Raw genomic sequence first — 23,951 nt, 5'->3', positions numbered from 1 at the left:
CACGGTGCTGGGCATCGCTCCGGTGCTGCGCCGCTGGTACGCGGCGGGCGCCCCCTTCGGGCTGGCGACGGTGGTCGGGGTGCGCGGCAGCGCGCCCCGGCAGCCGGGCGCCGCGCTCGCCGTCGGCCCCGGCGGCCGGGTGGCGGGCAGCGTGTCGGGAGGCTGCGTCGAGGCGGAGGTGTACGAACTGGCGCGCCGGGCCGCCCTGGGGGACGGTCCGTTCCTGACGGAGTACGGCGTCGAGGACGAGGACGCGTTCGCCGCCGGGCTGACGTGCGGCGGCACGCTGCAGGTGCTGGTCCGCCGGGTGGTGCCGGAGCGGGAGCCGCAGTGGGACGCGGTCCTGGCGGCCCTGGAGGCGCCCGGCGCAGCGGGCGGGCCGCTCGCCCACGTGACCTGTGTGAGCGGCACGGCGGAGCCCGGCGCCTGGCTGGCCGTGGGGTCCGCAGGGGTCTCCGGCTCGCTGGGCGACGCTGCGCTCGACCGGGCGGCGGCCGCGGAGGCCTCGCGGATGCTGGACCGCGGCCGCACCGGGCAGGTGCAGGTGCGGGCGGGCTCCGCCGCAGCGCGCGTGTTCGTGCACTCCTTCCTCTCCCGGCCCCGGATGCTGGTCTTCGGTGCGGTGGAGTTCGCCCGCGCCCTCGCCCGGATGGGCAGGTTCCTCGGCTACCACGTGACCGTGTGCGACGCCCGGCCGGCCTTCACCACCCCCGAGCGGTTCCCCGACGCCGACGAGGTGGTGCGGGAGTGGCCGCACCGCTATCTCGCCGGGGCGGCCTGGGACGGGCGCACGGTCATCTGCGTCCTGACCCACGAGGAGCGCTTCGACGTCCCGCTGCTGCGGGCCGCGCTGCGGCTGCCGGTCGCCTACGTCGGCGCGATGGGTTCGCGGCGCACGCACGAGGACCGGCTGCGGCGGCTGCGGGAGGCGGGCGCCGGGGAGGAGGAACTGGCCCGGCTGCGCTCCCCGATCGGGCTGGACCTCGGCGGGTCCACGCCCGAGGAGGCCGCCGTGTCCATCGCCGCCGAGCTGATCGCGGTCCGGCACGGCGGGACGGGCCTGCCGCTGCGGGACGCGCACGGCCCGATCCACCGCCCCTCCGGCCCGCCCGCGCCCCCGGACGCCCCCACCGCCCTCCCCGAGCCGGTCACGGCCGGGGCCCCGCCCACCGGAGGAGACCCCTCATGACCCAAGAGCGCACCGCTGAGCAGTACGACGTGATCGGAGCCCGCTGGGAGGACGCGCGGTCGCTGCCCACGGTCCACCCGGAGCGCGCGAGCTTCCTGGCCCTGCTCGGCGACGTGACCGGGCTGGACGTCCTCGACCTGGCGTGCGGCGACGGCTTCTACACCCGCCAGGCGAAGATGCTGGGCGCGCAGCGGGTGGTGGGCGCGGACGTCTCGGAGGAGATGGTCGCGGCCGCGCGGGCGGTCGAGGAGCGGGCGCCGCTGGGCACCCGTTACGTGGCCGCGGACGCCGCGGACCTGCCGGACCTCGGCAGCTTCGACGTGGTGACCGCGGCCTACCTCCTCAACTACGCGCGGGAGGAGGCGACGCTCACCGCCATGTGCCGCGGCGCGTTCGAACGGCTGCCGCAGGGCGGGCGGTTCATCGGCGTGACGCAGAACCCGCACTTCTCCTTCGAGGGGCCGCTGCCCGACCCGTACGGCTTCGCCTTCGCCCCCCTGGAGACCTCGGCCTTCGGCACCCGGATCCGGGTGACCGCGGCGCTGGAGCCGCCGATCACCTTCGAGACGTGCCTGATCCGGCCGGAGGTGTACGAGGCGGCGTTCGCGGCGGCGGGGTTCACGAAGGTGTCGTGGGTGCCGCTGCACGTGCCGCAGGCGGTGCTCGAGCGCTTCGGGGCCGCGTACTGGGAGGGGTTCCTGGCCAATCCGCCCATCGTCATGTTCGAGGCGGTCCGCTGAGGGCGCACCGGTGGCCCCGGTGTCCGCGGCGGGCACCGGGGCGGGGCGGGCGGGTCAGCCGGCGGCGGCCAGCCGGGGCGGCTGAATGGCCGTCAGGAGCTCGTGGAGCCGGTCGAGCCCGTCGGGGCGGACCGAGTAGCAGATCTGGGTGCCGCGGCGGCGGGTGACCACGAGGCCGGCCTCGCGCAGCACCTTCAGGTGCTGGCTGATGGTCGGCTGGGTGACCTCGAAGAGCTCGGTGAAGTCACAGGCGCACGTCTCGGGTTCGGCCGCCAGCGCGCGCATGATGCCGAGCCGCACGGGGTGTCCGAGCGCCCGGAGCATGGCGACGTCCGTCTTGTCCTCCGCAGTGTCTCTCACGTTTGACAGGCTATCAAACAGCGCCTATATAGTGGATCTCCTAAATAGTAAATTGCCTATGTACCGCTGGTTCGGAGGTCCGATGACCGACAAGACCGAGGCGCCCGCCGCCGACCCCGCCGAGGGCGGCGTCCTCTCGCCGCAATACCGCGCGCTGTCCTTAGGGCTCATCACGTCCGTCACCCTGGTGGCCTTCCTCTGGCTGGGTGTCGCGACCGTCCTGCCCGAGGCCGCCGAGGACCTGGACGGGGTCCACCTCTTCGGCTGGGCCTTCACCGCCTTCATGCTCGCCAACCTCTTCGGCACCATCGCCGCCGGACAGGGCGCCGACAAGGCCGGGCCCACCCGCCCGTACGTGCAGGCCTTCATCGTCTTCGTCATCGGCTGCGTGGTCGCCGCGGTCGCCACCAACTGGTGGATCCTGCTGGCGGGCCGCATCCTGCAGGGCCTGGGCGTCGGCGGCGTGCTGGCCCTGGCCTACCTGATCGTCGGCCTCGCCTACCCCGACGCACTGCGCGCCCGGATGCTCGCACTCGTGGCCTCGGCGTGGACCCTGCCCGCCCTGCTCGGCCCGGCCATCGCGGGTGCGATCGCCAGTGCGTCCAACTGGCGGGTGGTCTTCCTCATCCTGGTGCCGCTGGTGCCCATCGCCGCAATGCTCACCCTGCCGGCGATGCGCAAGCTCAAGCCCACCGGCGACGGCACGCCGGGCGAGAACCGGCTGCCGCTGACGGTGCTGCTGGTGCTCGGCGTCGGCGCACTGCTGGCCGGCCTGGAGAACCGCAACATCGCCGTGCTGGTGCCGCTGGTCGTGGTCGGCGTCGCGATCACCCTGCCCGTGCTGAACAAGCTGCTCCCGGCGGGCACGCTCACCGTCCGCCGCGGCATGCCCGCCGGCATGATCGTGCGCGGTCTGGTCAGCGCCGCCTACTACGGCGGCGAGTCCTTCTTCCCGCTCAGCATGACCCGCGTCCTCGGCCTCAGCACGCTCGGCTCCGGCCTCGCGCTGTCCGCGGGCGCCCTCACCTGGGTCAGCGGCGCCTGGCTCCAGGCCAAGCTGGACACCCGCAGCGGCGGCAAGGGCCGGCACGCCCGCGTCGTCCTCGGCTTCGTCCTCCTGGTGGCCGGTGACGCGCTGATCGCCCTGGCGGTCGGCACCGACCTCAAGAGCGTCCCGCTCGCGATCGTCGGCTGGGCCGTCGCCGGTCTCGGCATGGGCTTCGTCTACCCCGCCGTCACCACGATCGTCCTGTCGCTGGCCCCCAAGGGCAAGGAGGGCTCGGCGAGCTCCAGCCTGCAGCTGTGCGAGACCCTGTCCGTGGCCGTGATGACCGGCCTCGGCACGGCCATCACCGCGTACGGCTCCTCGCACGACTGGAACGACAGCCGCGGACTCGGCATCATCTACGTCATCGCCGCGGTGTGCGCGTTCCTCGGCATCGCCGCCGGACTGCGCACCGCCGTCCGCAAGTTCGCCGGCGACGGCGGGGACGGGGAAGAGGCGCCCGCGGCCGCCGCACCGCTGCAGGAATCGGAGCGAACGGCCTGATTCCTCCCCGGCAGGGACCCGGTTCGGTACGCGGCGCGGAAAAGCTTCGGTCGCTGTACCGGGCCGGTCCGTGCTGTGCGGGGCCGCCCCGGCCGTGATGCTGGAGTGACCGGGGCGAACGACGCGCCGGTCGTGCATCTCCGTGGGAGGCAGCCGTGCCCGAAGTGCTGAACTGCGATGTGCTGAACGACGAGACGTGGGACCCGTCCGCGGCCCCGGCGGGACACCGGGGCGGGGCCCGCGTCCGTTCCCGGGTCGAGATCCCGCTCCACCTGGCCGACGGCTCCTGGCAGACCGCGCACGTCATCACCTTCGACGGGCTCTCCGACGGCCTGGAGCACATCGCGGTGTCCTACAGCCGCGACCCCGGAGTCCCGCTGGTCCGCGTCCACTCGGAGTGCCTGACCGGCGACGTCCTCGGCTCGGGCCGCTGCGACTGCGGTCCGCAGCTGGACGAGTCGCTGCAGCGGGTGGCGGCGGACGGCGGCATCCTGATCTACCTGCGCCAGGAGAGCACGGGCGGCACGGACCTCAGCCTCTACGACAAGCTCGACGCGTACAGCGTCCAGGACCGCGGCACCGGCCGCGCCGGAGCGGGCCACGGCCTGCGCCTTGCGGACGACGCCCGCGACTACCACGCGGCCGCCCAGATGCTCCGGGCCCTGGGGGTCTCCCGGGTCAGGCTGCTGACCAGCAACCCCGACAAGGTGCGGCAGCTGAGCTGGTACGGCATCGCCGTCGAGGAGCGGCTGGACTTCGCAGGCCGGCGCGGCGCGTGAGCCACCGCACCCGGCCGGCGGCGCGCGGCCTCACCGGCCGCCTCAGACGGCCGCCTTGTCGCGCGCACCGCCCCGGACGTCCGTCCAGGCCCGCTCCGCGGGGTGCTCGGAGCCTGCCGAACCGCTCTCCGGGAGCTCCGCGAAATACTCCGCCAGGCCGGAACGGCCCGTCACCGCCAGCTTGCGGTAGACGCGGCTGAGGTGCAGCTCGACGGTGCGCTGGGTGACGAAGAGCTTCCCCGCGATCTCGCGGTTGGTGAACTTGGCGACCGCCATGAGCGCGACGCGGCGCTCGGTCGGGGTGAGGGCGTCGATGCCCACCTCGGTCGGCCGCCGCGGCCGGGCCCCGGCCACCAGCAGCTCCTGACGGGCCGTCTGGGCCAGCACGGCGGCCCCGCACTGCTCGGCCAGCGACTGCGCGCGCCGCAGGTGCTCGCGCGCTTCGCCGAGCCGGCTGGACTTGCGCATCAGGATGCCGAGGTCGGTGAGCACCCGCGCCAGGTCCAGCCGGGCGGAGGACTCCTCCAGCACCTCGACGGCCTCCCGCAGCGCCTCCTCGCCGCCCAGGCCCTTGGCCAGCAGCCCGGTCGCCCGCAGGGCGCGGCCGGTCGCCCGGCGGCCGCCCCACTGGCGGGCGCGGGCGAGCTCCTCGTCGACGAGGACGAGCGCGGTGTCGCGCTCGCCGAGCGCCGCGTGCACGAGGGCCGCCTCGGAACGCCAGGACAGCACCGCGGGGTTGAGCTGGCCGGCGGCGGCCAGCCGGCGGCCGCACTCCAGCAGGTCGGCCAGGCCCGCCTGCGGGTGGCCGCAGGCCACGCGGAGCCGGCCGCGGTGGAAGAGCAGGGCCGCGAACCCGGCGCCCTCGGGAACGTCGCCGTCCAGGGCGAAGTCGCTCAGGGCCCGGTTGGCCTCGCGCAGCTCGCCGGTCTCCAGCAGCGAGGCGACGACCGCCGCCACCGCCTGGCCGGTGCGGCTCCAGTGCCCGGAGGGCGAGGTCCCGGCGGGCTCCAGGGCGCTGCGGGCGTCCTCCAGGCAGCCGGGTATGTCACCGGTGCGGTAGCGCACTTCGGCGCGCATGCTGTGGGCGATGGTGAGCAGGGTGCGCGAGCCTTCGGCCCGCGCGCGGTCCAGCAGCGCCTGGCACTCGGACAGGGCGAGGTCGAGCTCGTCGGCGCGGGCGAGCACCTGCAGGGGCACCGTGCGGGTCGCGATGCGCCAGTCGAGGCTGGTGTGCTCCTCCTGCAGGGCCTGCCGGGCCTGGTGGACGGCCCGGTCGCGCTCCTCGCCGCGGCGCGAGGAGCGCAGTGCGGCCAGGCTCAGCCGGGTGTGGCGCTCGCCCGGGGTGGCGCCGGCCTCCAGCGGGAGCAGGTCTCCCACCCCGGCGCAGTCCGCCTCGACGGCCGCGTCGACGGCGTGGTTCAGCTCGCGCAGCAGGCAGCGCTCGGCCCGCAGGACGGCCGCGGAGGACTCTTCCGCGCTGCGGGCCTCCGCCACGCCTTCCAGGAGGACGCGCTCGGCCTCCTCGGGACGGCCCAGGAGCTGCAGGGCGTGGGCGATGCACAGCCGGATGTCGGCGCGCCCGGCGGCGTCGGGCTGGAGGACGAGCGCGCGCCGCAGGTGTTCGACCGCGGCGGCCGGGTCGGCGGCGAGCTCGATCTCGCCGAGGGCGCGCAGCAGCTTGGCCCGGCACAGACCCTCGCACTCCTCCAGTCCGCGGTGGAGATAGGCCCGGGCCCGGTCCGGTTCGCCGCGCTGGATCACCTCTCCGGCCGCCGTGCACAGCACGGAGCAGGTCCAGTGCAGGCCGAGGGTGCTGCGGACGCGCAGGAGCTGGGTGGCCACGCGCTCGGCGGGGGCGCCCGACTCGTGGAGGAGCTGGGCGGCGCGGGCGTGCAGGGCGTCGCGGCGGCTGGGCGGGATGCGGGCCAGGACCGCGGCGCGCAGGACCGGGCGGGCGAAGCCGACGACGGTGTCCTGCCCGGTGAGGGCGCCGGCACGGACGAGGGCGTCGACGACGTCGGCCGCGCCCAGGGCGTCCAGCCCGAGCAGCCGGGCGATCATGGGGGTGGTGGCGGAGCCGTCGAGGACCGCGGTGGCCTGGAGCACGGCGGCGGCGCCGGGGTAGGCGCGGTCGTAGCGCGGCAGCAGGGTGTCGGCGACCTCCACGGGGGCGAGCTCCCCGATGCGGCGCGCGGCGTCGGCGTCGGGCCGCAGGCCGTGCAGGCGCATGACGCGGAAGAGGGCTTCGAGCAGGTAGGGGCTGCCGCCGGTGGCGGTGCGGCACGCGGCCACGAAGCGGGGGTCGGGCGCGGCGTCGGCGGCGTCCGGGACGGTGAAGGTGTCGGCGGCGATCCGGGCGGTGTCCTCGGTGGTGAGGTCCCGTAAGAGGACCCGGTGGCGGAACGAGGAGAGCACCTCCGCCAGCACCGCGTCACCGGGCGTCTCGCCGAGGGCGACGGTGGCGACGAGGGCGACCGGGGTGTTCTCCAGCCGGGCCATCAGGTAGCCGAGGCAGCGCAGGGATGCCGTGTCGGCCCACTGGAGGTCGTCGATGGCCAGCATCAGCGGGGTGCCCGTGGACAGCAGCCGGGCGAGCGGGTGAACGGCCTCGGAGCCGGGCGCGGCGTGCGGGGCGTACGGGGCGGGGCAGTTCGTATGCGCCTCCCAGGGGACGGCCCGGCCCCCCGGGCCCTCCTGACCCACGCCCGCGCTGTCCAGGATGCTCCGGGCCCCGGCCATGAGCTGCTGGGCGATGCTGTACTCGACGTCCTGCTCGGAGGCGCGGGCCCGTGCGGAGAGCAGGTGGAGGCCGTGCTCGCCGGCCTGGTCCATGGCGTGGCGCAGGAGCCTGGTGCGCCCCATGCCGGCCGTGCCTTCGATGAGGATGCTCTGGCCCCGGCCGTCGCCGGCGGCTTTCAGGATGTCGTGCACGCGCGTGCCCTCCCCGTAAGGCGGCGGGGCCGTCCCGGAGCTGCATGCCACTCCCCCGGGTCCCCCGTGTGACGGCCCGGTCTTTGCTGCCGTGATGCCGTGGGTAGTGATGTGTCTCAGGAGGCCGGACCGTGAAGTCAATGAAGACGTTAACTCGTATGAACAAGTTGACCAATAGTTGGTTCACCGTAGCTTATGGCGACACAAGAAGTGACCCTAACTTGAGAGTTGGGGCATTTCAACCGCATGCCGAAGCCACGGACGCCGCGCGGTACGCGACGCCCGTGGCTCGGCAGAGCACGGCTCTCGTGGGGGGTCGGGGGCGGGGCCCGGCAGGCGCTACGCGCGCCTGGTGCCCTGCTCCAGCTCGCGGAGCTGGCGGATCATGTCAGCGGCCATCCGCTTCCCCTCCGGGGAGAGCGCCGCGAGGTCGCCGCGCAGATAGACCGCGCTCACCCCGGCCTCGGCCATGGCCTGGTCCAGCTCGCGGCCGGCCAGCACCTCCTCGTCGATCATCCGGCGGGCCACGTCGTCCTCGGTGAAGTAGGAGACGGGCACGTCGAAGTACGTGGCCAGCGCGCGCAGGTGCCGCAGCGTCGGATTCGTGCGCTCCCCGCGGTGCAGCTGCCACAGATATACGCTGGAGAAGGTCTCGCCGGACTGAGCGGCTATCTCCGCCGCCAGCTTCTTGTAGGACGGCTTCCCGTTCTCGCTGGGCCCGGCACGCATCTTGAGCAGGTGATCGAGCTTCTGCGCCACCGTCAGCCGGCGCCGGCCCGGACCGTCCCTCTCTTCACTCATCGTCTGCCAACCCCCCTCTGCACGGCACCAGTTTAGGCACGACGGGCCTGGTCCTGCGCCTCCGGGCCCTGCGGCGCCCCGCCCCGTCCCGCTTCGTCGAGCCGTCGTCTGCGCTCCTGTTCCTTGCGCGCGAGCGCCATCATCTCCTTCGCCTCTTCGGAAGGCTCGAAGTCCTCGTCGTCCTCGTCGTCGTGGACCAGCCCCTGCTCGCGCAGCTGCCGGTCGTGCACCTTGACGGGCGGCTGGGGGTCGTGGTCGGAGGGGCGCGGTCCCTCCGGACCGTCCGGCCCGACGCGCACCAGGCGCTCGATGCGCACCACGCGGAAGCGCCGGCCGGCCGCCTCCGCCTCCGGGCCGCACTCGGCGTCGAGCCGGTCCGCCGCCCGGGCGTACTCCTCGCGCTCCTTCTCGTCCAGCCGCAACAGCACCGGGGCCATGACCCGCAGGTCCATCGCGAGGGCGTCGCGGGCGGCCTGGGGCGTGGGACAGCCGGTGGTCACGGGCTCCCACTGCCCGCCGGACCACTCCGCGATCATGTACGCGGCGGGCAGCAGCACGCCGCCCGGGTGCGTGCCGGCGGCCCGCAGGGAGTCGGCACGCACGTCGGGGGGCACGGTGCCGGGGCCCTGGACCAGCGACAGCAGTTCGGCCTTGAGAATGCCCTCGGACATGCCCGTGGCCGTGAGGGTGTCGAGGACCATGCCCTCTACGGGATCGGGCACCTCGTGGGACCTGCCGGGCGCGGCCGGGTCGGGGTCGGAGGGGCGCGGGGGCTCGGGCCCGTCGGGGCCGGTCCGGACGAACTGCTCCGCGCGCACGACCCGGTGGCGGCCGCCGAGCACCGTCATCTCGTCGACGGCCTCCCAGTCCAGCCGTTCGGCGGCCGCGCAGTACTCCTGCGCCACGGCGCCGTCGCCGGACTCCTCCGCGTCGCGGGCGGCCCGGCGGAAGAGGGCGGCCATGGTGTCCCGGGAGTCCTGGGGCGCGCGGTCGCCGATGTGGGTCAGCACCTGCCAGCCGCCCTCCTCCCGCTCGCGCACGACGCCGAAGACCGGGCCGCCGCCCCCGAGGATCTCGGGGTACGCCTCGCGTGCCCGCCACGCCTCCTCGTCCGCCAGGGCGGCGACCGGGGCGTCGGGCGCAGCCATCCTGATCTGCCGGTACCCCGGCACTCGCTCGCTGTGATCGGACATGCACTCAGCATGTCGCGCAAGGCCGCCCCCGCGCAGGAAAATGCCTTTCCCGCCGTGTGCTTTCCCGGTACGGGCCGTCCGGGTACGGGCCGCGTGCCAGGCCGGTACCGGGCCGGCGGGGCAGGCCGCTCACCCGCTCCCGCCGTGCAGCAGCCGGGCCGCCACGCCGAGGTCCGATACCAGGCCCGCGTACGCGTCGGCGCGGGCGCGGTCGTCCGCGCGCAGCACGGCCGACGGGTGGATGGTCGCCACGAGCGTGCCCTCGCCCTCCCCTTCGCCGTCACCGTCGAGTGACGGCAGCGGCAGGGGGACGCCGCGCTGCTGCGTCACCCGGAAGGAAGAGCCGAGCAGGGACTTGCCCGCGGTCGCGCCGAGGGCGACGACCACCTCCGGTCCGACCAGCCGCAGTTCGGAGGCGAGCCAGGGGCGGCAGGCGCTGATCTCGTGGAGGTTGGGCGCCTTGTGGATGCGGCGCTTGCCCCGCGCCTGCCGCTCGAACTTGAAGTGCTTGACGGCGTTGGTGACGTACGCCTCCGCCGGGTCGATGCCGGCCTCCGCGAGCGCCCGGGTCAGCACGCCTCCGGCCGGACCGACGAAGGGCTCGCCCTTGCGGTCCTCCTGGTCGCCCGGCTGCTCGCCGACGAGCACCACCCGGGCGGAGGCGTCGCCCGAGCCGAAGACCGTCCGGGTGGCCTCGCGGAACAGCGGGCAGCCCCGGCAGCCGGCCGCGGCGTCCCGCAGGCCCTGCAGGTCTGCTCCGCCGGGTACGAAGGGCCCCGCGTCGTAGTCCTCCGGAGCGGGCATCAGTCGCCGGACGCCTTGCGGAACTCGGTCATGAAGGCCGCGCAGAACGCCTTGAGGTCGGCCGGCTTGCGGCTGGTGATCAGGGTGGCGGGGGCGCAGGTGCAGACCTTGACCTCCTCGTCCACCCAGGTGCCGCCCGCGTTGCGGATGTCGGTGCGCAGGCTCGGCCAGGACGTGAGGGTGCGGCCGCGCACGACGCCGGCCTCGACCAGGGTCCACGGGGCGTGGCAGATCGCCGCGACCGGCTTGCCCGCGTCGAAGAAGTCCTTGACGAAGGAGACGGCGCGCTCGTCCGTGCGCAGGAAGTCGGGGTTGGCGACGCCGCCCGGCAGGACGAGCCCGTCGAAGTCCCCGGCCCGCGCCGTGGCCACGTCCTCGTCGACGGCGAAGGTGTCGGCCTTGTCGAGGTGGTGGTAGGCCTGGATGCGGCCGGTCTTCGTCGACACCAGCCGCGGCGCGCCGGAGGCCTCCAGCACGGCCCGCCAGGGGTCCGTCAGCTCGACCTGTTCGACACCCTCCGGTGCCGCCAGGAATGCGATCCGCATGGTCATGGAGCGTCCTTTCCGTCTGCCCGTCTGCCCGTCTGCCCGCCGGTCCGGTCCGTTCAGTCCGGCAGCTGCGGCAGCACCTTGCTGCGGTAGAAGTCGAAGAAGCCGCGCTGGTCGGGCCCGATCTGGTTGACGAAGACGGTGTCGAACCCGGCGCCGGCGTACGCCGTGATCGCGGCCAGGTGCGCGTCCACGTCGCCCCCGCAGGTGACCGCGTCGGCGACGCGCTCCACCGGAACCAGCTCATTCGCCTGTTCGAAGTGCCGGGGCGTCGGCAGGATCTGGGGCAGCTCCCCGGGGAGCTGTTCGTTGGCCCACAGGCGGTGCGCGGTGCGCACGGCCTCCTCGCGGTCGGTTCCCCAGCACACCTTCAGCCCGCCGAACACGGGCTTGGCGCCGCCCCCGCTGCGCCGGAAGCGGTCGACCGCCTCCGCGTCGGGGGCCATCGTGATGAAGCCGTCGCCGATGCGCCCGGCCAGCTCGGTCGCGGTCGGCCCGAACGCCGAGACGTCGATGGGCACGGGTTCGTCGGGCACGGTGTACAGCCGGGCGTTCTCCACGGTGTAGTGCTTGCCGTGGTGGCTGACCTCGCCGCCCTCGAAGAGGAGCCGCATCACCTGGACGGCCTCCTGCAGCATCTCCAGCCGGATCGCCGCCTGCGGCCAGGCGCCGCCGAGGATGTGTTCGTTGAGCGCCTCCCCGCTGCCCACGCCGAGCCGGAAGCCCCCGCCGAGCTGGACGGCGGCCGTGGCCGCCGCCTGGGCCGTGACGGCCGGGTGCAGGCGCATGATCGGGCAGGTGACGGCCGTCCGGACGGGCAGGGAGGTGGCCTGCGAGAGCGCGCCGATCACCGACCAGACGAAGGGGCTCTGGCCCTGGGCCGGGTTCCACGGGTGGAAGTGGTCGGAGATCCACAGGGAGGTGAAGCCGGCCTGCTCGGCCATGCGCGCCTGTTCGACCAGGTCGGCGGGGCCGTGTTCCTCGGTGGACAGGAAGTAGCCGTATTCCGTCATCGGGGGTGTCCTCCTGGAGGGCGGGGCTTCGGACCCCTGGGTAACCACAACGGGCGGCGGGGAAACACCCGGGTCTCAGTCCCGGCGCCGCCGCAGGACCGTGCGGACGGCGGCGGCCGTGCCGAGCAGCGCGGCGGCCGGGAGCAGGAGGGGGTGGCGGGCGAGGGCGGCCTGCGGGGAGCGCGCGTGGGACTCGGCGTCGAAGACGCCGTGCGCGCCGTAGTCGCCCCCTCCGGTGTCGTCCACCGGCTCCCACAGGTTGTGCGGCCGGTCCGCCCGCACCTGCTCGTCGGTCTGCTGCGCGTCGATGCCGGTACGGGCGAGGTAGCGGTCCAGGAGGGCGGGGGCCACCTTGTCGGCGAGGATCGTCGCGACGGTCGGGGCGCCGACGTAGTACTGCTTGCGCCGCGGGTGCCCGGCCGCGTGGAGGACGGCGCGGGCGGCGACCTCGGGCTGGTAGACGGGCGCCACGGGCCGGGGGTGGTTCGGCAGCCGGGACAGGACCCAGGAGAACTGGGGCGTGTTGACCGCGGGCATCTGCACGACCGTCACGCGCACGTGGCTGTGCCGGGCGAGCAGCTCGGTCCGTACGGCCGAGGTGAAGCCGTTGACGGCGTGCTTGGCGCCGCAGTAGGCGGACTGCAGGGGCACGGAGCGGTGGCCGAGCGCCGAGCCGACCTGGACGATCGTGCCCGCGTCGCGCGGCAGCATCCGGCGCAGCGCGGCCCGGGTGCCGTGGACGCAGCCGAGGTAGGTGACGGCGGTGACGCGCTCGTACTCGTCCGGCTCGATGCGGGTGAACGGGGCGAAGACGGAGACGAAGGCCGCGTTGACCCACACGTCGATCGGGCCGAACGCCTCCTCCGTAGCAGCCGCCGCGGCCTCCACCTGGGCGTGGTCGGCCACGTCGGTGGGCAGCACCAGGGCCTTTCCGCCCAGCTCGGCGACCTCGGCCGCGGCGGCCGCCAGCCCGCCGTCGCCCCGGGCCAGCAGCGCCACCCGTGCGCCCCGGCGGGCGAACATGCGGGCCGTCGCGCGGCCGATCCCGGCGCTGGCACCGGTGATGACGACGGTCTGGCTCATGGGGCTCCCTTTCTTTGGGGCGCGCCGTCAGCGGAGTTTCCCGACCGTCGAGGGCTCCGCGAAGAAGAGCGACTTCACCCGGGACGCGCGATCGGCGCGGGGCGAATCCCTCGTACGGATGCGTGGGGTCACTCCTTCTGCGCGGGTCACTCCTTCGATCTGTAGTGGCGCAGCACCCAGCTGGGCAGCCCGAACCAGCACAGCACCAGCCAGGCCACGACCGCCGCCACCAGCCAGGGGACCGCGCTGCTGTGCAGGGCGATCCGCAGGATCAGCGTCAGTGCCGAGGTGACCGTGCACAACAGCAGCACGATTCCCGTCATCGTCAGCCGGGCGGCCCAGACGACCGTCTGCGGCTTGATGCGGCGGCCGCTGACGATGCGGTGGAGGGAGACCGGGCCGACGAGGGCGCCGGTGGTGGCGGCGCCGAGCAGCACCGTGATCACGTAGATCGTCCGGTCGGTGTCGCCGAGGGTGGTGAACCGCGGGGTGAAGACCACCGTGAGCAGGAAACCGAAGAGGATCTGCACGCCCGTCTGGGTGACGCGCACCTCCTGCAGGAGCTCGGCCCAGCGCCGGTCCGCGCGCTCCTCGGGCGTCTCGTGGCGCCCTCCGGGGCCGGGCGGAGCCCCGGAGGGCCCGGGCCCTCCGGCGCCGTGATCCTGCGGTCCGCTCGCTGCCATGCCGTCCTTCCGCATCGTCCCGGGCCCCGGAGTACCCCCGGCGCGCACCGGGCATGCGCCCGTCGCCATACCTCGCGGGTGCGCCGGTACACGCGGTGCGACACGCCCCCGCCGACGTCCCGCGGATCGCGGGGCCCACAGGCCGATACTGGGGCATTCCCGCGGAAAGCGGAGGTGAGCGGATGCTGAACGGCATCGTCCGGGCCGCGGCGGAGATCCTCGCGTGGTGGGCCGGCCTCACGGCGGTGTGGACCCTCCTCATCAGCCGGGCCGACACGCTGGAGATCGCCGTCGGGGCCGCTGCGGCCCTGGTGTCGGCGTGGGCCGCACGCGGCGCCCGCCGGGCCGCGGAGCGGTGAACTGGTGGCTGGCGGCCGCCTGCGCGCTCGTCGCCGGCGGCCTGGGCCCCTGCCTGTGGGGGTCGGCGCGCGGCTCGGCCGGGCAGCGCGTCGTCGCACAGAACATGGCGACGCTCCTGCTGTGCCTCGTCTTCCTGCTGCTGGCCCAGGGGTACGGGCGGCCCTCCTACGTGGACCTCGCCCTGGTCGTGGCCGTCCTGGGACCCGCCGGGACGCTGGTCTTCACCCGCCTGCTCGGCGACGAGATCGGCGAGCGGCCGCCCGGACTGCGCCTGCTCGCCCCCGCCGTCCTGGTCGCCACCCCGGCGACCGTCGTCCCCCTGTGCATCGCGACCGGCCCCGGCCGCGCCCTGGGGAAGCTGGTGCTCATCGGCGTGCTGCTGATCGCCGGAGGGGCCGTCACCTCGGCGGCGGTGCGCCATGGCTGACGCGCTGACCGCCGTCGTGCTGCTGCTCGTCGCGGCCGCGGCCACGGTCGCGGTGCTGCAGCGCGACCCGGCCCGGCAGGCCGTCGTGCTCTCCCTGCTCGGTGTCGCGCTCGCCGCGCTGTTCACCGTCCTGCAGGCCCCCGACGTCGGTCTCGCACAGCTCGCCGTGGGCTCGGCCGTCACCCCGCTGATGATCCTGCTGACGGTCCGCAAGATCCGGTGCAACGGGCGGCGGGAGTGACACGCCGCCTGCGTCTGTGGGTGCTGAACGCCGGCCTGCTCGCCACGGCCGCGCTGTACGCCGCCGCCTGCACGGGCCTGCCCGGCTTCGGCGGCTCCCGGCACCCCTACGGCGACCGGGCGGTGCGCACCGCACTGCAGCAGCACACCGCGAACGCCGTCTCCTCCGTCAACTTCGACCAGCGCGCCTTCGACACGCTCGGCGAGGAGACGGTCCTGTTCGCCTGCGTCCTCGGCACCGTCGTCCTGCTGCGGCAGACCCGCGGCGAGAAGCGCGTCCCGCCCGAGCCCGCCGGCGTGCCGGCCGCGCTGCGCCGCTACGGCCTCCTCGTGCTGCCCGTCACCCTGCTCATCGGCCTCTACGTCATCGCGCACGGGCAGCTCAGCCCCGGGGGCGGCTTCCAGGGCGGCGTGGTCGTCGCCACGTCCCTGCACCTGCTGTACATCGCCGTCGACTACAAGGCGCTGGAGCGCGTCCGGCCGCTGGGGCTGTTCGAGCTGGCCGACGGCACCGGGGAGGCCGCCTACGTCCTGCTGGGCGCGGCCGGTCTGATCGCCGGCTCGGCCTACCTCGCCAACACCCTGCCGCTGGGCACCTTCAACACCCTCTCCTCGGGCGGCACGGTGCCGCTGCTGAACGCCGCGGTCGGGGTGGAGGTCACCTCGGCCGTCGTCGTGCTGCTGGCGCACTTCCTCGGCCAGGCACTGGAGATCGAAGGCGAGGACGGCGACGCGAAGGACGGAGGACGGACAGCATGAGCCTGCTCCCCTACCTGACCGCCGGCTGGATCTTCCTCGTCGGCGTCCACGGCATCGCCACCAGCCGCAATCTGGTCCATGCCGTCGGGTGCCTGGCCGTCACCCAGTCCTCCACCTACGTACTGCTGCTGGCCGTCGGCTACCGCAAGGGCGCCACGGCACCCGTCTTCTCCGACCTGCCGACCGACGCGCCCGTCGTCGACCCGGTCGTCCAGGCCCTCGCGCTCACCGACGTCGTCGTGGGGGCGACCGTGACCGCCCTGCTGCTCGCCCTCGTCGTCCAGACCGCCAAGCGGCACGGCACCGTCGACCCGGACGAGCTGTCCGAGCTGAAGGGCTGAGCCGCGGTGGACCGGCTGCTCCCGCTGATCGTCGTGGTGCCGCTGCTGGGAGCGGCCGTGCTGGTGGCGGCGGGGCGCCACGCGCCCCGGCCGGTGGCGGAAGCGGTCGCGGGCCTGGCCGCCGCGGCCTCCGCCGGGCTCGCCGTCGCCGCGCTCGCCGGCCCCCCGGGGGTCTCCTGGGTCGGCGCCTGGCGGCCGCAGGGCGGCCACAGCGTCGGGATCGTGCTGGTCGGCGACCGCATCGGGCTGGGCCTCGCCGCACTCACCTCGCTGCTCGTCGTCGCCGTGCTCGCCTACTCCTGGCGCTACTTCGACGAGCCGCCGCACGGCCACGGCGGCGCCTTCCCCGCCCTGGTGCTGCTCTTCCAGGCCGGCATGTGCGGCTTCGCGCTGACCGGGGACCTCTTCGACGCCTTCGTCTTCTTCGAGCTGATGGGCGTCGTCGGGTACGCCCTGACCGGCTACCGCGTCGAGGAGGCCCGCCCCGTGCAGGGGGCGCTGGTCTTCGGCTTCGTCAACTCCCTCGGCGGGTACGCGACCCTGCTCGGCATCGGCCTGCTGTACGCGCGCACGGGCGAGCTGGGCATGGCACAGGTCGGCCGGGAACTGGACGAAGCGGCCGGCGCGGCCGGGCACGGCGCGGACGCCCTGGTCGTCGCCGCGTTCGTGCTGGTGCTGACGGGACTGCTGGTCAAGGCCGCGGCCGTGCCGTTCCACTTCTGGCTGCCGGACACCCACGCCGTCGCACCGACGCCGGTGTGCATGCTGCTGTCCGGCGTCATGGTGGAGATGGGCGGCTACGGCGCCGCACGCGTCTGGACGACCGTCTTCGCCGGGCCCGGCGGCGTCCCGGCGGCCGGGGCCCGGCGCACCCTCCTGGTCCTGGGGGTGGCGAGCGCCCTCGTCGGTGCGCTGATGTGCTGGCAGCAGCGGCACGTCAAGCGGCTGCTGGCCTTCTCCACGGTGGCACACACCGGGCTGTTCCTGACCGGCATCGCCCTGCTGACCCCGCACGGGGTCGCCGGCACCGCGCTCTACGTCCTCGGGCACGCCGGGGCGAAGGCCGCGCTGTTCGCGTGCACCGGCATCCTGCTCGACCGCCACGGCAGCGTCGACGAGTGCGAACTGCACGGCAAGGGCCGCGACACGCCCTTCACCGGCCTGCTCTTCGCCGCCGGCGGGCTCGCGCTCGCCGGGCTGCCGCCGTTCGGCACGGGCCTGGGCAAGGCGCTCGTGGAGGAGCAGTCCCCCTGGCTGCCCGCCCTGTTCGTACTCGTCTCGGCGGTGACCGGCGGGGCGGTGCTGCGGGTCGGCGCGCGTGTCTTCCTCGGGGCGGGGCAGGCGGGACGTGAGGACGACGAGGGGCCGGAGACCGCCGGCGGGGAGGAGGAGCCCGAGACCGGTCGCCGCGTGCGCCGCCCTCCCGTGCCCATGGTGACGGTGGCGGCGCTGCTGCTGGCCGCGTCGCTCGCCGTCGGCACGGTGCCCGCGCTCACCGGCGCCGTCACGGCTGCGGCGGAGGCCTTCACGGACCACGCCGGCTACGCGGCGGCGGTGCTCGACGGCGGCCCCGCCGGGCGGCCGGAGGGCCCGTACGACTGGTGGACGTGGACCGGTGCGGGCCTGGGCCTGCTGTCGGCCGCGCTCGCCGTCGCCCTCGCCGCCCGGTCCGTGGGCCTGTCCTCGCGGGCCGTGCCCTGGAGCGCACCGCTGCGGCGACTGCACTCCGGGCACGTCGGCGACTACGTGGCCTGGACGGTGGCCGGCATCGGGCTGGTCTCGCTGCTGGCCCTGTGGTGAGCCGGCGCCCTGCCCGGGCCGACCGGTTGCAGGTGCCCGGGGCCGCGGGCAGGGTGGGAAATCAGTACACGACATGGCAAGGATGGACATCATGCCCCGAGGTTCGAGCCCCAAGCGTGAGCGGCAGTACGAGCACATCAAGGAGAGCGCCGAGCAGCGCGGGGAGAGCACCAAGCGCGCCGAGGAGATCGCCGCGCGCACCGTCAACAAGGAGCGGGCCCGGTCCGGGGAGTCGAAGACGGCGAGCAGGTCCTCGACCCAGGACATGTCCTCCTCCAAGCGGGGCGGGCAGCGCTCCCACAGCGGCGCCGAGGGACCCACCTACGACCAGCTCTACGCCGAGGCCCGGCGCCGCAACGTCCAGGGCCGGTCGAACATGAACAAGGCCGAGCTCAAGCGGAAGCTGGGGCGCTAGTCCCCGGCGGCCGGGAGCCCGCGGGGCGCCGCCCTACGGGGTCTTGTACAGCGGCCCGGGTCCCGGGGAGCCGCCGGGGGCCTGGATGATGGGCACCGGCTTGTTGTGCGGCCAGCCGTCGGAGGCGTCGTCGAAGCTGAGGTCCCCGCTCGCGGCGGGGACCACGGCGGCGTCGTGGAGGTTGGTCAGCTGGTTGAAGACGTCCTGCACGGTCGGCGTCTCCCGGCCGGTCTGGCCGGTGACCATGCGCAGCGCCCACACGGCCGTCAGCACGGAGTCGTGGTGCATGACGGCGTAGCCGTCGGTGAGCTCCTTGTCGGGGAACTTCAGGTCGCGGAAGCTCTGGTGGAAGGACTTGAAGCCGCTCGGCGCCTCGACCCCCTTGATCCACTGCTCCGTGCTGGTCGCCGAGGCCTGCAGGATGGTGATCCTGCTGTCCTTCAGCAGCCCCATCACGTCGTTCGCCTGCTGCACGGCTCCCTGCGAGCCCGCGAGGATCGTGATGGGCTTGTCGTGCCCGCACTGGCTGCGCGAGGACAGCGACCGCACCAGGTCGGAGAGGTCGCGGCCGCGCCCCGCGTAGAAGACCAGCTCGGACTTGGTCAGGCAGATGTTGTTGAAGGCGTTGAAGAAGAGGCTGGGCACGCCGTCGGTGCGGGGGCCGGTGGTGCCCACGAAGGAGACGCGGCGCTTGTCGATGTAGTCGGCGAAGACCTCGTCGTACGCCTTGCGCATGGTCCGTACGTAGTTGTCGTCCCGGCTGTCGAAGACCAGGTAGCCGCGGCGCTGTTCGGCGGGCAGCCGGTCCAGGCGCTGCCGCAGCGCCTTGGCGTAGTCGGTGTTGGACGGCGAGACCTTGAACAGGCGCTCCGAGTTGACGTTGGTCGCGGTCAGCACGGCGCCGATCGCCGGGATCTTCCGCTTGGCGAGCTCGTCGGCCGCTCTCTGCGTCTCGGGCACGCTGACGCCCATGCCGGCGACGGCCACCAGCGGGTGGTCCCCGCCGGTCATGTCCGCCAGCCGTTCGACGACGGGCCGCCAGTGGAGCTGGTTCCTGCCCTCGCTGGCGAGGACCAGCTGGATCTGCGGGGTCCGCCCGTGGACGCCGGTCGCGTTCACGGCGGACAGGGACGGGCAGGCGTTGGCCCGGCACTGCGCGGTGTAGGCGCCTTCGAGGCTGCTCTTGATCTCCTCGATGGGCAGCACGCTGCTGTCGCTCGCGGTCATCGGGGTCAGCAGGCCGATCCTGACGTAGGGGACGGGGGTCTTGCCTGCGCCGGGCTTCTCCCACTGGTCGCGCACGCGCCGGTTCTCCGCCGCGATCCTCTCGGTGACCTCCTTGAGCTCGGGGGCGAAGGCGTAGGCCGTCTCGTCGACGACGCCGACGCACTCGCGGTCCCTGCCGGAGCCGGCCCACACCAGGCCCGGCTGGTCACCGGCGCAGCGGTCCTCCCCCTCGTCCGTGCCCAGCAGCCAGAAGGCGCCGCCGGCCAGGAGGGCCAGGACGAGGACCAGTGCGGCGAGCCCCGGCCACCCCTTCCACCAGGGAGGCAGCGCGTCGAGTCGTCCAGGGGTCACGGGCATGATGCGGGCTCCTTGCGGACGGCGGTGGTCACGCGCTGCCAGGGCGCGCTCAGATGTACTTCGCGGCCTCGTGCCTGAGCCCCACCCGGCGGGGATCGGAGTGCATGGCCAGGCTCTGGAACATCGAGCCGATGGTGTCGTTGAGTTCGGGGCGCGCGGCGGGCAGCCGGTTGCGCGCGTCGCCCGCCAACCACAGGGCGGCCACCAGCATGGTCAGGGCCCGGCGCTCGGCGAAGGAGCGGGGGGCCAGCTCCTCGGCGACCCGGTCCACCCGCAGCGTGGCCGTCCGCTCGGGCAGGACCGGCGTGCGCAGCGGTGCGGCCGTGACCGCGTACAGCTCGTAGAGCCAGGCGTCGGTGTCGGGCAGTTCCGTCAGGCTGCGGGCGAGGTGGTCGACGACGTCGTCGAGCTGGCCGAGGGCGAGCGCGTGGTAGCGCACGTCCAGCGGGTGACCGTAGAGCATGTGCCAGACCTGCAGCTGTTCGTGGGTCTCGTCCCAGCGCGAGCGGCTGCGGGCCAGCTCCTGCAGGAGCAGCAGGCGCAGCCACGGGTGCAGGACCGGCCGGCCGGACAGCGGGCGCGGGTGGGAGTTCTCCAGGTAGCCGGAGCCGCGGCCGCCGCGTGCGCCTGCGTCCTGGGGGACGGGGTCGACGAGCCACAGCCGGGTGCCCGTCTCGCGGGCGAGGCTGTTGCGCGTGCGGAGGGTGAAGGACTCGAGGAGGTCGGCGTCCCAGGCGGCGTCGAACTCGCGGGCTGCGGAGCACACGACGAGCGCGGCGCGCTGCTCCTCGTTCATGCCGTCCAGGAGGTCGCGCAGGATGACGCGGTCGAGCGGCTCGGCCTCGGACTGGTCGTCGGCGGAGGGGACGGGGGTGGCGAGGATCCCGCGCAGCAGGGCCTCGCTGTCGCCGCGGCCGGGTATGCGCGCCGCCGTCTCCAGCAGCCGGCCGGCGCTCCATGCGTGACCGCGCGTCAGCCGGTGGGCCAGCGGCGGGGCCTCGGGCAGGCGGTCGGCGATCCCGGCCCCGAGCTGGGAGACCTCGGCCGCGGTCAGGTCGCGCAGCTGGACGCAGTACCAGTGCCAGGAGGCGTCGGGCGGCGGGTCGGGGACGGAGCGCTCCCAGTCGGCGTAGGAGGCCTGCTCGGGCGAGCGGATCCACACCCCGGCCGGCCCGCGGGCGAAGGGGCCGGGGATCCGTCCGGTGTCGGAGGCGGTGGCGACGGCCAGCAGCGGGTCGGGGGCGCCGCTCTCGTCGCGCAGCCGCACGAGCAGGTCGAGGAAGTCCCGGCCGCCCTCGGCGTCGACGTTGTCCAGGAGGACCGCGCAGTTGCGGTCGCGGCGGCGGCGTGCGTACTCGCCACGCAGGTCGGCGAGGAACGCCTCGCACAGCCGCCGGTCCACGGCGGCCCGGTCCACGTCGGTCCCGCTCTTGCTCAGCTGGTTGAGGGCGACGAGTTCGTCCACCGGGGCGTGCGGGCCCGCGTACCAGGAGAAGCCGGTGCGCCGGGCGACGCTGAGCGGGAGCCGCGGCGGGCGGCGGATCAGCCCGGCCAGCAGGCCGATGCCGGGGATCTGCAGGAGGTTGAGGTCCTGCAGGAGGCCGGCGACGTCGGCGGCCCGGTCGGCCGCGCCGGTGTCCTCGCGGGCGTCGTGCAGGGCGCGGCGCAGCTGGTGGCCGGCCCGCCGGGAGTCGTTGGCGTCCAGCGAGAGCCCGGGGTCGACGACGAGCAGGCCCAGGGTGAGGCGGGGGAAGAGCAGGGCGGGCTGGCGGGCGAAGCGGTGCGAGAGCCCGTAGGCGAGGCGGCCCGCGACCTCGTGCGGCCGCCGCGGCCCGGCGGAGGCGAAGTCGTAGAAGGCGTGGGGCCGGTGGGAGCCGAGGTAGCCGAGCCAGGCCAGCGCCGCGGTGCGCCCGCTGCCGCGGGTGCCGACGAGCACCAGCACGGGCAGTCCGCGCCCGCCCCGCCCCGCACGGCCGTCCTGGACCATGGTGCGGCATTCCTGGTAGAGCGCCTCGATGCCCTCGATCCCCAAGGGCCGTCTCACAGGCTCCGGCACGTCATCAGCCCCCCTCGAGCCGGCGGGTGTCACCGCCGACCGTGCTGAAAATGCTGCCACGCGGGTGCGGTTCGCGGGAGCGTTCGGCCGCAACTGGTGGAGCGGCGGCCGGTGGAGGGGACCGGCGGTCGGCGCCCCCGGGCGGGGGCGCCGGACCGTCAGCTCCGTGCGCTGGTCTTCACGGTGTCCTCGACCGCGGCCGCGGGGGCCTCGGCGGCCCGGCGCCGGCGGGCGAGCGGATAGCCCAGGCCCAGCAGGACGAACCAGACGGCGATGACGTAGAGGGCCACTCGGGTGCCGGAGTCCCAGGCGACCAGGACCGTCACGAAGGCGAAGGCCGCGAGCGCGAGCCAGTTCGTGTACGGGGCGCCCGGCATGCGGTAGGAGGAGGCGACCGCCCGGCCCTCCGCCACGGCCCGGCGGTAGCGCAGGTGCGTCACGAGGATGATGCTCCACACCGTGATGGCGCCGCCGGTGGAGACCGCCGTGATGTAGGCGAACGCGTGCTCCGGGTCGATGGCGTTGACGAGCACGCCCAGGGCCATGACCAGCGCCGAGATGACGACCGCCGTGGCGGGCACACCGCGCTTGCTCAGCCGGCCGAGGGCCGCGGGGCCGTGGCCGTTGAGCCCTGCGGTGCGCAGCATGCGCGCCGTGGCGTACAGCCCGCCGGCGTTGCACGAGGACAGCGCCGAGGTGAGGACGACGAAGTTGACGATGCCGGCCGCGGCCGGGATGCCGATCTTGGTGAAGGCGGCGACGAACGGGCTCGTCCCGGGCTGGAACTCCTGCCAGCTCACGACCGACAGGATGACGAACAGCGCGCCGAGGTAGAACAGGCCGAAGCGCAGCGGCAGGCTGTTGATGGCGCGCGGGATGTTCTTCTCCGGGTCCTTGGTCTCGCCCGCGGTCACGCCGACGAGCTCGACGCCGAGGTAGGCGAAGAGGACGATCTGCAGGGTCATCAGGGAGTTCCACACGCCGTGCGGGGCGACTCCGCCGTCCGCCCACAGATGGCTGACCGACGCGGTGTCACCGGCGTCGCCGAAGCCGATGATGAGCACGCCGAGGCTGATGAGGATCATGCCGATGATGGCCGTGACCTTGATGATCGCGAACCAGAACTCCAGTTCGCCGAAGATCTTCACCGAGATCAGGTTGGCGCAGGCGAGCACCACGAGGGAGATCAGCGCCGTCTTCCACTGGGCGAAGCCGGGCGCCCAGTAGTTGACGTACTGCCCGGCCGCGGTGATCTCGGCCATGCCGGTGGTGACCCACATGATCCAGTACGTCCAGGCGGTGGCGTACCCCCAGAACGGGCCGAGGAAGCGGTGGGCGTAGTCGGCGAAGCTGCCGGAGACCGGGTTGTGGGTGAGCAGCTCGCCCAGGGCCCGCATGACGAGGAAGAGCACGATGCCGGCGGCGGCGTACCAGATGATGAGGCTGGGGCCGGCCTGCGATATCGCGGTGCCGGCGCCGAGGAAGAGGCCGGTGCCGATGGTGCCGCCGATGGCGATCATCTGCATCTGCCGGGAGCCCAGGGTGCGTTTGTACCCCTCGGTGCCGGCGCTCGGGTCCCCCGTGGTTCGCGAGCTCACAGTTCTGAGGTCCTCTCTTGCCGCGACGCGTCCACGGCGCGGTCGCGCGCCGGGCCGTCCTGTCAGTGAACGATCTGTCAGTACAAGATCCCTCAGGAGCGCCGTGGTGGCCAGCATGTTCACCGGCTTGTTCTAGAAGTAGCCCTCGCGTTTGCCGACGGTGCGGTAGCGCACGGTGCGTATCCGGGTGTCCTCGCCGTCGCGGGGGCCGCCCCAGGCGCCGGGGGCGAGTCACATGCCGCCCCGGGCGAAGACCTCGCGCCGGTGGGCGAAGTAGATCGCGGGCAGCTCGATCTTCTCGCGGGCGATGTACTGCCACACGTCGAGTTCGGTGAAGTTGGAGGGGCGCTCACGCACCCGCCCGGTGTCGATGGCCTCCTGGACCGAGGCGACGTGCAGGCGCAGCCCGTGCCCGGCGACGGTGCGGTCGCGGTAGGCGAGGACCTCGGGGAAGTTGTGGCCGGTGTCGACGTGCAGCAGCGCGAACGGCAGCGGCGCCGGCGCGAAGGCCTTCAAAGCCAGGTGCAGCATGACGATGGAGTCCTTGCCGCCCGAGAACAGCAGCACCGGCCGCTCGAACTCCCCCGCCACCTCACGGAAGACGTGCACCGCCTCCGACTCCAGCACCTCCAGGTGCGCCAGGTCCCGCGGAAGGCCGCTCGCACACGTGTCCCCGGAGGGGTTCTGAGGCTCCATGC

General features: G+C 74.1%; 23 protein-coding genes and 1 pseudogene. 11 read left to right on the top strand and 13 right to left on the bottom strand.

Translation table 11 applies throughout. The features are described 5' to 3' along the window. The first annotated feature begins 4 nt into the window (after nt 1-4). Together AS857_RS12920 and AS857_RS12915 are read left to right on the top strand one after the other, a co-directional pair. Nucleotides 5-1,189 (top strand): XdhC family protein, encoded by a 1,185-nt coding sequence (locus tag AS857_RS12920; RefSeq protein ID WP_058044112.1) that lies wholly within the window; start codon nt 5-7, stop codon nt 1,187-1,189. Next, entirely contained in the window at nt 1,186-1,929 is a 744-nt protein-coding gene (locus tag AS857_RS12915) for a class I SAM-dependent methyltransferase (protein ID WP_058043248.1), read from the top strand. Before AS857_RS12920 ends, AS857_RS12915 begins: the two co-directional genes overlap by 4 nt. Before the next feature lie 54 nt (nt 1,930-1,983). Here AS857_RS12915 and AS857_RS12910 read toward each other — a convergent pair whose 3' ends face one another. Beyond that, complete coding sequence (locus AS857_RS12910; protein ID WP_229899435.1) at nt 1,984-2,289, bottom strand: ArsR/SmtB family transcription factor; 306 nt, start codon at nt 2,287-2,289, stop codon at nt 1,984-1,986. Nucleotides 2,290-2,371: 82 nt separating this feature from the next. Between AS857_RS12910 and AS857_RS12905 the strand changes: the two genes are divergently transcribed. Together AS857_RS12905 and ribA are read left to right on the top strand one after the other, a co-directional pair. Continuing rightward, nucleotides 2,372-3,838: an MFS transporter gene (locus tag AS857_RS12905; protein ID WP_058044111.1), complete on the top strand. Its 1,467-nt coding sequence runs from the start codon at nt 2,372-2,374 to the stop codon at nt 3,836-3,838. Between the two features lie 155 nt (nt 3,839-3,993). Continuing rightward, on the top strand, nt 3,994-4,617 hold the full coding sequence (ribA, locus tag AS857_RS12900; protein ID WP_058043246.1) for a GTP cyclohydrolase II RibA: 624 nt from the start codon (nt 3,994-3,996) through the stop codon (nt 4,615-4,617). Between the two features lie 42 nt (nt 4,618-4,659). Here ribA and AS857_RS12895 read toward each other — a convergent pair whose 3' ends face one another. From AS857_RS12895 to AS857_RS12860, 8 genes are all read right to left on the bottom strand, one after another. Then, a complete protein-coding gene (locus AS857_RS12895) occupies nt 4,660-7,548 on the bottom strand; it encodes a helix-turn-helix transcriptional regulator (RefSeq protein WP_058043245.1) in 2,889 nt (962 codons plus the stop codon). Nucleotides 7,549-7,887: 339 nt separating this feature from the next. Then, nucleotides 7,888-8,349 carry a hypothetical protein gene (locus AS857_RS12890; RefSeq protein WP_058043244.1) on the bottom strand — a complete coding sequence of 154 codons (462 nt, stop codon included), beginning with the start codon at nt 8,347-8,349 and terminating at the stop codon, nt 7,888-7,890. A gap of 32 nt (nt 8,350-8,381) precedes the next feature. Further along, nucleotides 8,382-9,542 carry a DUF5954 family protein gene (locus AS857_RS12885; protein WP_058043243.1) on the bottom strand — a complete coding sequence of 387 codons (1,161 nt, stop codon included), beginning with the start codon at nt 9,540-9,542 and terminating at the stop codon, nt 8,382-8,384. A gap of 129 nt (nt 9,543-9,671) precedes the next feature. Beyond that, nucleotides 9,672-10,346, bottom strand: coding sequence for a UdgX family uracil-DNA binding protein (locus tag AS857_RS12880; protein ID WP_058043242.1), 675 nt, complete (start codon nt 10,344-10,346; stop codon nt 9,672-9,674). Then, a complete protein-coding gene (locus AS857_RS12875) occupies nt 10,346-10,891 on the bottom strand; it encodes a type 1 glutamine amidotransferase domain-containing protein (protein WP_058044110.1) in 546 nt (181 codons plus the stop codon). Before AS857_RS12875 ends, AS857_RS12880 begins: the two co-directional genes overlap by 1 nt. Nucleotides 10,892-10,950: 59 nt before the next feature. Beyond that, nucleotides 10,951-11,907: a TIGR03557 family F420-dependent LLM class oxidoreductase gene (locus tag AS857_RS12870; RefSeq protein ID WP_058043241.1), complete on the bottom strand. Its 957-nt coding sequence runs from the start codon at nt 11,905-11,907 to the stop codon at nt 10,951-10,953. 75 nt (nt 11,908-11,982) lie between these two features. Beyond that, the gene (locus tag AS857_RS12865; RefSeq protein WP_058043240.1) at nt 11,983-12,990 is read right to left on the bottom strand and encodes an SDR family oxidoreductase; all 1,008 of its coding nucleotides are present in this window, start codon (nt 12,988-12,990) and stop codon (nt 11,983-11,985) included. A gap of 146 nt (nt 12,991-13,136) precedes the next feature. After that, the gene (locus AS857_RS12860) at nt 13,137-13,673 is read right to left on the bottom strand and encodes a DUF6328 family protein (RefSeq protein WP_058043239.1); all 537 of its coding nucleotides are present in this window, start codon (nt 13,671-13,673) and stop codon (nt 13,137-13,139) included. A 182-nt stretch (nt 13,674-13,855) separates the two neighbouring features. On the opposite strand from AS857_RS12860, the gene AS857_RS40350 reads away from it, so the two are divergent. The 7 genes from AS857_RS40350 (at nt 13,856) to AS857_RS12830 (ending at nt 18,015) form a co-directional block, all read left to right on the top strand. Next, entirely contained in the window at nt 13,856-14,032 is a 177-nt protein-coding gene (locus AS857_RS40350) for a hypothetical protein (protein WP_173864747.1), read from the top strand. Further along, nucleotides 14,029-14,460 (top strand): MrpF/PhaF family protein, encoded by a 432-nt coding sequence (locus AS857_RS12855; protein ID WP_058043238.1) that lies wholly within the window; start codon nt 14,029-14,031, stop codon nt 14,458-14,460. Before AS857_RS40350 ends, AS857_RS12855 begins: the two co-directional genes overlap by 4 nt. Further along, entirely contained in the window at nt 14,453-14,701 is a 249-nt protein-coding gene (locus tag AS857_RS12850; protein WP_058043237.1) for a Na(+)/H(+) antiporter subunit B, read from the top strand. The genes AS857_RS12855 and AS857_RS12850 overlap by 8 nt, the downstream gene beginning before the upstream one ends. Then, nucleotides 14,698-15,459, top strand: a complete 762-nt coding sequence (locus tag AS857_RS12845; RefSeq protein WP_058043236.1) for an MnhB domain-containing protein — start codon at nt 14,698-14,700, stop codon at nt 15,457-15,459. Before AS857_RS12850 ends, AS857_RS12845 begins: the two co-directional genes overlap by 4 nt. After that, on the top strand, nt 15,456-15,800 hold the full coding sequence (locus AS857_RS12840; RefSeq protein ID WP_058043235.1) for a sodium:proton antiporter: 345 nt from the start codon (nt 15,456-15,458) through the stop codon (nt 15,798-15,800). The genes AS857_RS12845 and AS857_RS12840 overlap by 4 nt, the downstream gene beginning before the upstream one ends. A gap of 6 nt (nt 15,801-15,806) precedes the next feature. Beyond that, complete coding sequence (locus AS857_RS12835; RefSeq protein ID WP_058043234.1) at nt 15,807-17,600, top strand: complex I subunit 5 family protein; 1,794 nt, start codon at nt 15,807-15,809, stop codon at nt 17,598-17,600. A 91-nt stretch (nt 17,601-17,691) separates the two neighbouring features. Beyond that, nucleotides 17,692-18,015 (top strand): hypothetical protein, encoded by a 324-nt coding sequence (locus tag AS857_RS12830; RefSeq protein WP_058044109.1) that lies wholly within the window; start codon nt 17,692-17,694, stop codon nt 18,013-18,015. Nucleotides 18,016-18,048: 33 nt separating this feature from the next. Here AS857_RS12830 and AS857_RS12825 read toward each other — a convergent pair whose 3' ends face one another. The 4 genes and pseudogenes from AS857_RS12825 to AS857_RS12810 all read right to left on the bottom strand — a co-directional run. Beyond that, on the bottom strand, nt 18,049-19,599 hold the full coding sequence (locus AS857_RS12825; protein WP_058043233.1) for an ABC transporter substrate-binding protein: 1,551 nt from the start codon (nt 19,597-19,599) through the stop codon (nt 18,049-18,051). A 49-nt stretch (nt 19,600-19,648) separates the two neighbouring features. After that, nucleotides 19,649-21,655 carry a hypothetical protein gene (locus AS857_RS12820; protein ID WP_063804240.1) on the bottom strand — a complete coding sequence of 669 codons (2,007 nt, stop codon included), beginning with the start codon at nt 21,653-21,655 and terminating at the stop codon, nt 19,649-19,651. Nucleotides 21,656-21,813: 158 nt separating this feature from the next. Further along, complete coding sequence (locus tag AS857_RS12815) at nt 21,814-23,181, bottom strand: amino acid permease (protein WP_107105620.1); 1,368 nt, start codon at nt 23,179-23,181, stop codon at nt 21,814-21,816. A 225-nt stretch (nt 23,182-23,406) separates the two neighbouring features. Then, a pseudogene (locus AS857_RS12810) lies at nt 23,407-23,949 on the bottom strand (phosphoadenosine phosphosulfate reductase domain-containing protein); the annotation flags it as partial. Between the last annotated feature and the right edge of the window lie 2 nt (nt 23,950-23,951).

Origin of the sequence: Streptomyces roseifaciens, from assembly GCF_001445655.1 — a bacterium.
GTDB lineage: Bacteria > Actinomycetota > Actinomycetes > Streptomycetales > Streptomycetaceae > Streptomyces > Streptomyces aureoversilis.
Note: the sequence above shows the minus strand (reverse complement) of the source record. Positions and strands in the feature narration are given on the sequence as shown.

What these genes read in the sequence shown, in the direction of transcription:
- AS857_RS12865 (WP_058043240.1), bottom strand. Translation starts at nt 12,990, where the DNA reads ATGAGCCAGACCGTCGTCATCACCGGTGCCAGCGCCGGGATCGGCCGC.
- AS857_RS12890 (WP_058043244.1), bottom strand. Translation starts at nt 8,349, where the DNA reads ATGAGTGAAGAGAGGGACGGTCCGGGCCGGCGCCGGCTGACGGTGGCG.
- AS857_RS12815 (WP_107105620.1), bottom strand. Translation starts at nt 23,181, where the DNA reads ATGCAGATGATCGCCATCGGCGGCACCATCGGCACCGGCCTCTTCCTC.
- AS857_RS12840 (WP_058043235.1), top strand. Translation starts at nt 15,456, where the DNA reads ATGAGCCTGCTCCCCTACCTGACCGCCGGCTGGATCTTCCTCGTCGGC.
- AS857_RS40350 (WP_173864747.1), top strand. Translation starts at nt 13,856, where the DNA reads ATGCTGAACGGCATCGTCCGGGCCGCGGCGGAGATCCTCGCGTGGTGG.
- AS857_RS12860 (WP_058043239.1), bottom strand. Translation starts at nt 13,673, where the DNA reads ATGGCAGCGAGCGGACCGCAGGATCACGGCGCCGGAGGGCCCGGGCCC.
- AS857_RS12875 (WP_058044110.1), bottom strand. Translation starts at nt 10,891, where the DNA reads ATGCGGATCGCATTCCTGGCGGCACCGGAGGGTGTCGAACAGGTCGAG.
- AS857_RS12850 (WP_058043237.1), top strand. Translation starts at nt 14,453, where the DNA reads ATGGCTGACGCGCTGACCGCCGTCGTGCTGCTGCTCGTCGCGGCCGCG.
- AS857_RS12905 (WP_058044111.1), top strand. Translation starts at nt 2,372, where the DNA reads ATGACCGACAAGACCGAGGCGCCCGCCGCCGACCCCGCCGAGGGCGGC.
- AS857_RS12880 (WP_058043242.1), bottom strand. Translation starts at nt 10,346, where the DNA reads ATGCCCGCTCCGGAGGACTACGACGCGGGGCCCTTCGTACCCGGCGGA.
- AS857_RS12885 (WP_058043243.1), bottom strand. Translation starts at nt 9,542, where the DNA reads ATGTCCGATCACAGCGAGCGAGTGCCGGGGTACCGGCAGATCAGGATG.
- AS857_RS12825 (WP_058043233.1), bottom strand. Translation starts at nt 19,599, where the DNA reads ATGCCCGTGACCCCTGGACGACTCGACGCGCTGCCTCCCTGGTGGAAG.
- AS857_RS12870 (WP_058043241.1), bottom strand. Translation starts at nt 11,907, where the DNA reads ATGACGGAATACGGCTACTTCCTGTCCACCGAGGAACACGGCCCCGCC.
- AS857_RS12915 (WP_058043248.1), top strand. Translation starts at nt 1,186, where the DNA reads ATGACCCAAGAGCGCACCGCTGAGCAGTACGACGTGATCGGAGCCCGC.
- AS857_RS12830 (WP_058044109.1), top strand. Translation starts at nt 17,692, where the DNA reads ATGCCCCGAGGTTCGAGCCCCAAGCGTGAGCGGCAGTACGAGCACATC.